General features: G+C 72.7%; 9 protein-coding genes. 6 read left to right on the forward strand and 3 right to left on the reverse strand.

Annotated elements, in window-relative coordinates:
- From thiO to pknB, 4 genes are all read left to right on the forward strand, one after another.
- Positions 1 to 948 (forward strand): glycine oxidase ThiO (thiO, locus tag ABT247_RS28405; protein ID WP_350747906.1); only part of this gene is annotated, 948 nt, incomplete at its 5' end.
- Entirely contained in the window at positions 945 to 1,154 is a 210-nt protein-coding gene (thiS, locus tag ABT247_RS28410; RefSeq protein ID WP_350747910.1) for a sulfur carrier protein ThiS, read from the forward strand. The genes thiO and thiS, both read left to right, overlap by 4 nt.
- Positions 1,155 to 1,158: 4 nt before the next feature.
- A complete protein-coding gene (locus tag ABT247_RS28415; RefSeq protein ID WP_350747913.1) occupies positions 1,159 to 1,956 on the forward strand; it encodes a thiazole synthase in 798 nt (265 codons plus the stop codon).
- Between the two features lie 88 nt (positions 1,957 to 2,044).
- Positions 2,045 to 3,823, forward strand: coding sequence for a Stk1 family PASTA domain-containing Ser/Thr kinase (gene pknB, locus ABT247_RS28420; protein ID WP_350747926.1), 1,779 nt, complete (start codon positions 2,045 to 2,047; stop codon positions 3,821 to 3,823).
- A gap of 96 nt (positions 3,824 to 3,919) precedes the next feature.
- Here pknB and ABT247_RS28425 read toward each other — a convergent pair whose 3' ends face one another.
- Entirely contained in the window at positions 3,920 to 4,549 is a 630-nt protein-coding gene (locus ABT247_RS28425) for a sulfite oxidase-like oxidoreductase (protein WP_350747915.1), read from the reverse strand.
- Positions 4,550 to 4,824: 275 nt separating this feature from the next.
- Between ABT247_RS28425 and bfr the strand changes: the two genes are divergently transcribed.
- Positions 4,825 to 5,304, forward strand: coding sequence for a bacterioferritin (gene bfr, locus ABT247_RS28430; RefSeq protein ID WP_350747917.1), 480 nt, complete (start codon positions 4,825 to 4,827; stop codon positions 5,302 to 5,304).
- Here the strand turns inward: bfr and ABT247_RS28435 are convergent, their stop codons facing one another.
- Positions 5,305 to 5,604, reverse strand: a complete 300-nt coding sequence (locus ABT247_RS28435; protein WP_350747920.1) for a (2Fe-2S)-binding protein — start codon at positions 5,602 to 5,604, stop codon at positions 5,305 to 5,307.
- Between the two features lie 166 nt (positions 5,605 to 5,770).
- Positions 5,771 to 7,105, reverse strand: coding sequence for a class II 3-deoxy-7-phosphoheptulonate synthase (locus ABT247_RS28440; RefSeq protein ID WP_350747923.1), 1,335 nt, complete (start codon positions 7,103 to 7,105; stop codon positions 5,771 to 5,773).
- 303 nt (positions 7,106 to 7,408) lie between these two features.
- On the opposite strand from ABT247_RS28440, the gene ABT247_RS28445 reads away from it, so the two are divergent.
- Positions 7,409 to 9,343: an anthranilate synthase family protein gene (locus tag ABT247_RS28445; RefSeq protein WP_350747924.1), complete on the forward strand. Its 1,935-nt coding sequence runs from the start codon at positions 7,409 to 7,411 to the stop codon at positions 9,341 to 9,343.
- Positions 9,344 to 9,440: the final 97 nt, after the last annotated feature.

A 9,440-nucleotide genomic window follows, 5' to 3' on the forward strand; every position in this document is an offset into this window, starting at 1 on the left:
TCGATGTGGCGTTCAGGTCGCGCCGAGGCGAGCGGCGGCGAGGACACCGGCTACCGCCGCTGCGGCACGATCGCCGTCGCACTGGACTCCGACGACCGCGAGGAACTGCGCGACCTGCACGCCTTCCACCAGCGGCTGGGCCTGGACTCCAGCTGGCTGACCGGCCGGGAGGCCCGCAGGCTGGAGCCGATGCTCGCGCCCGGGGTGCGCGGCGGCCTGCACGTCGCGGACGACCACCAGGTGGACCCCCGGCGGCTGCTCCGGGCGCTGCTGCGCGCCTGCGAGCGCGCGGCCGTCGGGATCCACCGGGCCGAGGCGGTCGAGCTGCTGGTCGAGGGCGGCCGCGCGGTCGGCGCCCGGCTCAGCACGCACGGGACGGTGACCGCCGACCGGGTCGTGCTCGCCGCCGGCCCGCACAGCCACCGCCTGCCCGGTCTGCCGGAGGGCGTGCTGCCGGCGATCCGCCCGGTGAAGGGGCAGGTGCTCCGGCTGCGCGTCCCCGAGGCGTACCGGCCGTTCCTGTCCCGCAACGTCCGCGCGGTGGTGCGCGGACAGCACCTGTACCTGGTGCCGCGCGAGGACGGCGAGCTGGTCATCGGCGCGACCACCGAGGAACAGGGCTACGACACCACCGTCACCGCCGGTGGCGTGTACGAACTCCTGCGCGACGCACACGAGTTGGTGCCGGGCATCACCGAACTCCCGCTCGTGGAGAGCTCCGCCGGGCTGCGCCCCGGCTCGCCGGACAACGCCCCGCTGCTCGGCCCGACCGCGCTGCCCGGGCTGGTCGCCGCCACCGGCCACTACCGCAACGGCGTGCTGCTCACCCCGGTGACCGCCGACCTGGTCGCCGAGTACCTGACGACCGGCGAAGTCCCCGATCTCGCAAGGCCGTTCACGCCCACCCGGTTCTCCCCCGACCACTCCACCGCGAAGGCCCCCGCATGACCGAGATCGCCCTGACCGTCAACGGCGAGCCCCGCCGGCTGCCCGCCGCCACCACCCTCGCCGAGCTGGTGGCCAGCGTCAGCAAGGCCAACGCCGGGGTCGCCGCCGCACTCAACGAGGCCGTGGTGCCGCGCAGTTCGTGGCCCGACACGCCGCTGAACAGCGGCGACCGGATCGAGATCCTCACCGCCGTCCAGGGAGGCTGACACCATGGCCGACGACCTTCTCACCATCGCCGGGACGGCCTTCTCCTCCCGGCTGATCATGGGCACCGGCGGCGCACCGAGCCTGGAGGTGCTGGAGCGCGCCCTGCTCGCCTCCGGCACCGAGCTGACCACGGTGGCCATGCGCCGGGTGGACGCCGGCACCCAGGGCTCCGTCCTGGACGTGCTCACCCGCAACGGCATCCGGGTGCTGCCCAACACGGCCGGCTGCTACACCGCCGGCGAGGCCGTGCTGACCGCCCGGCTGGCCCGCGAGGCGCTCGGCACCGACTGGGTGAAGCTGGAGGTGATCGCCGACGAGCGCACCCTGCTGCCCGATCCGATCGAGCTGCTGGACGCCGCCGAGACCCTCGTCGACGACGGCTTCACCGTGCTCCCGTACACCAACGACGATCCGGTGCTGGCCCGCAAGCTGGAGGACGTCGGCTGCGCGGCGATCATGCCGCTGGGCTCACCGATCGGCTCCGGACTGGGCATCCGCAACCCGCACAACTTCCAGCTGATCGTGGAGAGCGCGGGCGTCCCGGTGATCCTGGACGCGGGCGCCGGCACCGCCTCCGACGTCGCGCTGGCCATGGAGCTGGGCTGCGCGGCGGTGATGCTCGCCTCCGCGGTGACGCGCGCTCAGGACCCGGTGCTGATGGCCGAGGCGATGCGGCACGCCGCCGAGGCCGGCCGACTCGCCCACCGGGCCGGCCGCATCCCGCGCCGCTTCCACGCCGAGGCCTCCTCCGCGATGGCCGGCCGGGCCGATCTGGACACCCGCGAGCGTCCGGCGTTCTGAGGCCGTCGCGCATGTCACAAGCCGGTCCCGGAGACGGCGTCCTCCGGGACCGGCGTCCGTCCGCCCCACTACACTCGCCCGGGTGGACATGGCACTGCACGACCCCCTGATCGGCACCCTCCTCGACAACAGGTACCGGGTCGAGCAGCGCATCGCCACCGGCGGGATGTCCACCGTCTACCGGGGGACGGACACGCGGCTGGACCGGGTGGTCGCGCTCAAGGTGATGCACCCCCAGCTGGCCGGCGACGACGGCTTCACCGCCCGCTTCATCCGCGAGGCCAAGGCCGTCGCCAAGCTCACCCACCCCAATGTGGTCAACGTCTTCGACCAGGGCGCGGACGGCGGGAACGTCTTCCTCGCCATGGAGTACGTCCCCGGCCGCACCCTGCGCGACCTGCTGCGCGACCGCGGCGCCCTGTCGGTGCGGGCCGCGCTGGACGTCCTGGAGCCGGTGCTCGCCGCGCTCGGCGCCGCCCACCGGGCCGGGCTGGTCCACCGGGACGTCAAGCCCGAGAACGTGCTGATCACCGAGAGCGGCCTGGTCAAGGTCGCCGACTTCGGCCTGGTCCGGGTGCTCGGCACCGCCGACGGCGCGCCCACCTCCACCAGCACCGCCACCGGCGGCACCGTGCTGGGCACCGTCTCCTACCTGGCGCCCGAGCAGATCCTCCCGGACGCCCCCACCGACCAGCGGGTGGACGTCTACGCGGCCGGCATCCTGCTGTACGAGATGCTCACCGGCCGCCGCCCGCACACCGGCGACAATCCCGTCCAGGTCATGTACAAGCACCTGCACGAGGACGTCCCGGCCCCCTCCCTGATCGCCCCGGAGGTCGCCCCCGCGCTGGACGCCATAGTGACCGGCGCCTGCGCCCGGGCGGCGGACGCCCGGCCCTACGACGCGGTCGAGCTGCTCGCCGCGCTCCAGCGGGTCCGGCGCACCCTCACCCCGGACGAGCTGGACGCCGAGCCGCCCGCCTCCACCCGGCCCAGCCCGCGCTACCCGACCAGCGAGCCGACCTCGGTGATCCAGCCGCCGGTCCGGCCCGCGGACGCCCCCGCGCCGGAGCGCACCAGCGTGCTGGACGTGCCGGCCGACCTGATGGACCAGCTGCTCGTCGAGCCCCGCCCGTACGACGAGCCGACCCCGGTGCGCACCGCCCGGCCGGGCCGGCTGCGCCGCCTCCCGCGCAAGCCGCTGATCTGGGCCGCCGCCCTGACCGCCCTGGTGCTGGCGGTCGGCGGGGCCACGTACGGGATCTCCGGCGGCCTGTACGGCTCGGTGCCGGGCGTGCTCGGCAAGGACCGGGGCGAGGCGCAGCGGATCCTGGACCACGAGGGCATGCACGGCAGGTTCGTGGAGGCGTTCAGCGAGTCCGTCCCGGCCGGGCTGGTGATCTCCACCGACCCCGAAGTGGGCGCGCGCACCCGCAAGAGCGACGCGGTGACCGTCACCGTCTCCAAGGGCCCCAAGCGCATCGCGGTGCCGGACGTGACCGGCAAGAGCGCCGACGACGCGGCCGCCGCGCTGGCCACCGCCGGGCTGACCCGGGGCACCGTGACCGAGACGTACGACGACGGCGTGCCGGCGGGCTCGGTGGTCAGCAGCTCGCCCGCCGCCGGCCGGCTGCTGCAGGAGAACGCCGCGGTCTCGCTGGTGGTCAGCAAGGGCATGGTGCCGGTCCCGGACGTCACCGGGATGAGCCGGGAGGACGCGCAGAAGGCGCTGCAGGCGGCGGGCTTCACGATGAAGGCCGCGACCGACTGGACCCTCGGCATCGGCAAGGTGAGCGGCCAGTCGCCGGCCGCCGGTGAACGGCGGCCGCAGAAGACCGTGGTGATGGTCAGCTTCTCGCTCTTCTAGCGGCAGGTCGTCTTCCAGAGGCAGGTCGGTGCGGCTCCGGAGGGCCCGTACGGCTTCGGCGCCCGTGCGCCCGGGGTTCCCGGACAGCGCCGGGCCTCAGCGGAGCGGCCCGTCGCCCGGCTCCTCCTGGTACGTGTAGCGCTGCTCGCGCCAGGGGTCGGCCAGGTTGTGGTAGCCGCGTTCCTCCCAGAAGCCGCGGCGGTCGGCCCGCATGTACTCCACGGCGCGGACCCACTTGGGGCCCTTCCAGGCGTAGAGCCGCGGGACGACCAGCCGGACGGGGAAGCCGTGTTCGGCGGTCAGCGCCTCGCCGTTGCGGTGGGTGGCGAGCAGGGTGTGCTCGTCGGCGAAGTCGGCCAGCCGCAGGTTGGCGCTGTAGCCGTACTCGGCCCAGACCATCACGTGGGTGACGCCGGGCGCCGGGGGCACCAGGGCGAGCAGGGTGGCGGCGGGCACACCGGTCCACTCGTTGCCGAGCAGCGAGAACTTGGTGACGCAGTGCAGGTCGGCCACCACGGTGGCGCGGGGCAGGGCGTTGAAGGCCTCGAAGTCCCAGCTGTGCTTCTCGGCGGAGGCGGTGGCGCCGAACACCTGGAGATCCCAGGTCAGCGGCTTGAAGCGGGGCACCGGTCCGTAGTGCAGGGCCGGCCAGCCGCGCTGCGCGCGCTGCCCCGGGGGGAGCCTCGGGTCAGACGGCGGAAGCTGCTCGTGTTCGGACTGACCCATGGCTCCATGGTGACAGACGGCGGTCGATCAGCGGCGCGCGCCCCTTCACGCGCCGTTCACGCCCCATCCGTACGGACCGGCGGTCGATCACACGTCCCCGCACCTTCCAAGGGCTCGACCCCGGCTCCCACCCACTTCACCCCAAATCGGATATTCCGAAACATGTCCTAGTGAGTGTGCACTTACTGGAATTTTCGCCCGATACGGTGCCAGGATGCCCAGCGCAGGACTCACGCCAGGACTCACCGCAGGACGTAGCGCAGGGAGGCAGCACCATGCAGGGCGACCCGGAGGTCATCGAGTTCCTCAACGAGCAGCTCACGGCCGAGCTCACCGCGATCAACCAGTACTTCCTGCACGCCAAGATGCAGGAGAACTTCGGCTGGACGAAGCTCGCCAAGTACACCCGGCACGAGTCGTTCGACGAGATGAAGCACGCCGAGACGCTCACCGACCGGATCCTGTTCCTGGAGGGGCTGCCCAACTACCAGCGCCTCTTCCACGTCCGGATCGGCCAGACGGTCAAGGAGATGTTCGAGGCGGACCGCCAGATCGAGGTCGAGGCGATCGATCGGCTCAAGCGCGGGATCGTCGTCATGCGGGCCAAGAACGACGTCACCTCGGCGAACATCTTCGAGGACATCCTGGCCGACGAGGAGCACCACATCGACTACCTCGACACCCAGCTGGAGCTGCTGGAGAAGCTCGGCGAGCCGCTCTACCTCGCCCAGCTGATCGAGCAGCCGGAGTCCTAGCTAGGCCACCCGGAGCGCGATCACGGGCGCGACGGAGGCAGCGGCCGGGGCTGCCGGGGCGACCGGCGCGGAGTCGGCCTCGGCCTGCGGGTCGGCCAGGCCCAGCTTCGCGGCCAGCCGGGCGGTGGGGCAGGGCCGGGCGCCGTGCTCGCCGAGCAGCGCCTGGATGCGGCGGACGCAGGAGCCGCAGTCGGTGCCGGCCTTGCAGCCCTGGGCTATCCGGCGCGGGGTGTCGGCACCCGCGTCGATGGCCTTCTTCACCTGGTCCTCGGTGACCGCATGGCACATGCACACGTACATCGCGGTCTCTCCCGGGGTGAAGCGCTCGAAGCGGATCTTGACTAAGGCTTGCCTTAGCTCACTAAGCCTCACCTTACCCGGCGATCCGGGTGTGAAAAAGCCCCTCCGGGCTCGGGAATCCCGAATCCGGAGGGGCCTTCGTCACATCCGGTCACCCGGCCCCGGCCTACTGGCCGCGGTACATCTCCGCCACCAGGAACGCCAGGTCCAGCGACTGGCTGCGGTTGAGCCGCGGGTCGCAGGCCGTCTCGTAGCGCTGGTGCAGGTCGTCCACCAGGACCTCGTCGCCGCCGCCGACGCACTCGGTGACGTCGTCGCCGGTCAGCTCCACGTGGATGCCGCCCGGGTGGGTGCCGAGGGCGCGGTGCACCTCGAAGAAGCCCTTGACCTCGTCCAGCACGTCGTCGAAGCGGCGGGTCTTGTGCCCGCTGGAGGCCTCGAAGGTGTTGCCGTGCATCGGGTCGCAGATCCACACCGGCTGGGCGCCGGAGGCGGTGACCTTCTCCACCAGCGTGGGCAGGTGGTCGCGGATCTTGCCCGCACCCATCCGGGTGATGAAGGTCAGGCGGCCGGCCTCGCGCTCCGGGTCCAGCTTCTCGATCAGGGCGAGCGCCTCGTCCACCGAGGTGGTCGGGCCGAGCTTGACCCCGATCGGGTTGCGGATCTTGGACGCGAACTCGATGTGCGCGTGGTCCAGCTGCCGGGTGCGCTCACCGACCCACACCATGTGGCCGGAGACGTCGTACAGGTCGCCGGTGCGCGAGTCCACGCGGGTCAGCGCGGTCTCGTAGTCGAGGATCAGCGCCTCGTGCGAGGAGAAGAACTCGACGGTCTTGAACTCCTCCGGCGCCACGCCGCAGGCGTTCATGAACGCCAGGGCGTTGTCGATCTCCCGGGCGAGCTGCTCGTAGCGCAGGCCGGCCGGCGAGTTGCGCACGAAGTCCTGGTTCCAGGCGTGCACCTGGCGCAGGTCGGCGTAACCACCGGTGGTGAAGGCGCGCACCAGGTTGAGCGTCGCGGCGGAGGCGTTGTACATCCGCTTCAGCCGCTCCGGGTCCGGGATGCGGGACTCCGGCGTGAACTCGAAGCCGTTCACCGAGTCGCCGCGGTAGACCGGCAGGGTCACGCCGTCCCGGGTCTCGGTCGCCTTCGAACGCGGCTTGGAGTACTGACCGGCGATCCGGCCGACCTTCACGACCGGCACCGAGGCCGCGTACGTCAGCACGGCGGCCATCTGCAGCAGCGTCTTCAGCTTGTTGCGGATGTGCTCGGCCGAGACGCCGTCGAAGGCCTCGGCGCAGTCGCCGCCCTGGAGGAGGAAGGCCTCCCCACGAGCCACGGCACCGAGCCGGGCGCGCAGCTGGTCGCACTCGCCGGCGAAGACGAGGGGCGGATAGGAGGCGAGCTCGGCAAGGGTCTTGCGCAGAGCCTCTTGGTCCGGCCATTCAGGCTGCTGCGCCGCGGGCAGGGACTGCCAGGAGTGGAGATTGGTCACGGTCACACCGCCAAGGCTACGGGGTGCCACGAGCGATTCGTGACCATTGCCCGAGGGATGAGACACATCACGGACGATCCGGCGTGCGGCCTCTCCCGCCCGGCGGCATCGGATACGCTCGTCCCGTGTACGCGCTCCACACCCAGTCCTGGTGGTGGGCCTCCCCCGTGGGTGGCCCACCGATCGCGCGTTCCTAGACGAACACGACGGCCGCCCCTCGGGGCGGCCGTCGTCGTTCGAGCAGACGGCCCCTCCCGGAGCGGAACCCAGCACCGCCCCCGCCCCTCCTCCCGGAAGGAAGCCGTACCCGTGACCACCCCCGCCGACCTGCTCGCCCGCCTCACCGCCCCCGGCGCCCCCGCCTTCGCCCTGCTGCACCGCCGCACCCCCCGGCACGCCCCGGACACCGTCGAGGTGCTGCTGGGCACCGTCGGCAGGTACGACCGCCTCGCCGACCTGCCGGTCCGCGCCGGCATCCCGTCCGCCGGCCCGGTCCACGACCTGCTGGCGCTCGTCCCGTACCGGCAGATCCGCGAGCGCGGCTTCGAGGCGCACGACGACGGCACCCCGCTGCAGGCCCTCTCGGTGGAGGAGCAGTACGCCCTGCCGCTGGCCGCCTTCACCGCCGCCCTCCCGCAGTCACCGGTCTCGCTGACCGGCGGCGCCTTCGACGTGGACGACGACGCGTACGCGGCGGTCGTGCTCCGGGTGATCGAGGACGAGATCGGCAACGGCGAGGGCGCCAACTTCGTGATCCGGCGCGACTTCCACGCCACCCTGGACGACTACTCGCCCGAGCTCGCCCTCGCGCTCTTCCGCCGCCTGCTGGAGCAGGAACGGGGTGCGTACTGGACCTTCCTGGTCCACACCGGGGAGCGGGTGCTGGTCGGCGCCTCCCCCGAGGTGCACGTCCGGCAGAGCGGCGGCACCGTCGTGATGAACCCGATCTCCGGCACCTACCGCTACCCGGCCGGCGGCGCCGACCTCGACTCGCTGCTCCGGTTCCTGCACGACCCGAAGGAGTTGGAGGAGCTCACCATGGTGGTCGACGAAGAGCTCAAGATGATGTGCACGGTCGGCGACCGCGGCGGCCAGGTGCTCGGGCCGCGGCTCAAGGAGATGTCCCACCTCGCCCACACCGAGTACGAACTGCGCGGCCGCACCTCGATGGACGTCCGCGAGGTGCTGCGCGAGACGATGTTCGCCGCCACCGTCACCGGCAGCCCGGTGCAGAACGCCACCCGGGTGATCAAGCGCTACGAGCCCGCCGGCCGCGGCTACTACTCCGGCGCGCTCGCCCTGATCGGGCGCTCCGCGAGCGGCGGGCAGCTGCTGGACTCGCCGATCTGCATCCGCACCGCCGACATCGACCCGGCGACCGGGCGCCTGGTCGTCCGGGTCGGCGCCACCCTGGTGCGCCACTCCGTCCCGGAGTCCGAGGTGGCCGAGACCCACGCCAAGGCCGCCGGCGTGCTCACCGCGATCGGCGCCCGGCCCGCCCCCGCCCGGCTGCCCGGCCCGACCGGGCCCCGGCTCGCCGACGACCACCGGGTCCAGGCCGCGCTCGACTCCCGCCGCGCCGACCTCGCGCCGTTCTGGCTGCGGATGCAGTCGCCGGCCGAGGCGACCGAGGCCCGGCCGACCCTGGTCGTGGACGGCGAGGACACCTTCACCTCGATGCTCGCGCACCTGCTGACCTCGCTCGGCCACCGGGTCACCGTGGTCCGCTACGACGAGCCCGGCCTGCGCGCACTGGTCGCAGAGCACCGGGGCCCACTGGTGCTCGGCCCCGGCCCGGGCGACCCGGCGCTCACCGACGACCCCAAGATGGCGGTGCTGCGCCCGGTCGTCGCGGACGCGCTGGCCGCGGTCCGCTCCGGCGCCCGCACCGCGCCGCTGCTCGCGGTCTGCCTCAGCCACCAGCTGCTCTGCGCCGAACTCGGGCTCGCGCTGGGCCGCAAGGCCGTCCCGTACCAGGGGGCGCAGGAGAACGTCGACCTGTTCGGCCGCAAGCGGACGGTCGGCTTCTACAACACCTTCACCGCGCGCTGCTCGGACGCCGACGCGGCCCGGCTGGCCGCCGAGGACATCGAGGTCGCCCGGGACACCGCCACCGGCGACGTCCACGCCCTGCGCGGCCCCGGCTTCGCCGGGCTGCAGTTCCACCCGGAGTCGGTGCTCACCCGGGACGGCGTGGACATCGTGGCGGACCTCCTGGAGCGGGCGACGGCCGTCCGGCGCTAGGGCCAATGCTGGTGACTTTAGGTTGTGTCGCGCGGGGTGACGGTTGGTGTTGCTGGTTGTGGTGGTGGCCAGTTGTGGTGCTGGGCGCGCTTGAGGG

Origin of the sequence: Kitasatospora sp. NPDC001539, from assembly GCF_040298565.1 — a bacterium.
Lineage (GTDB): Bacteria > Actinomycetota > Actinomycetes > Streptomycetales > Streptomycetaceae > Kitasatospora.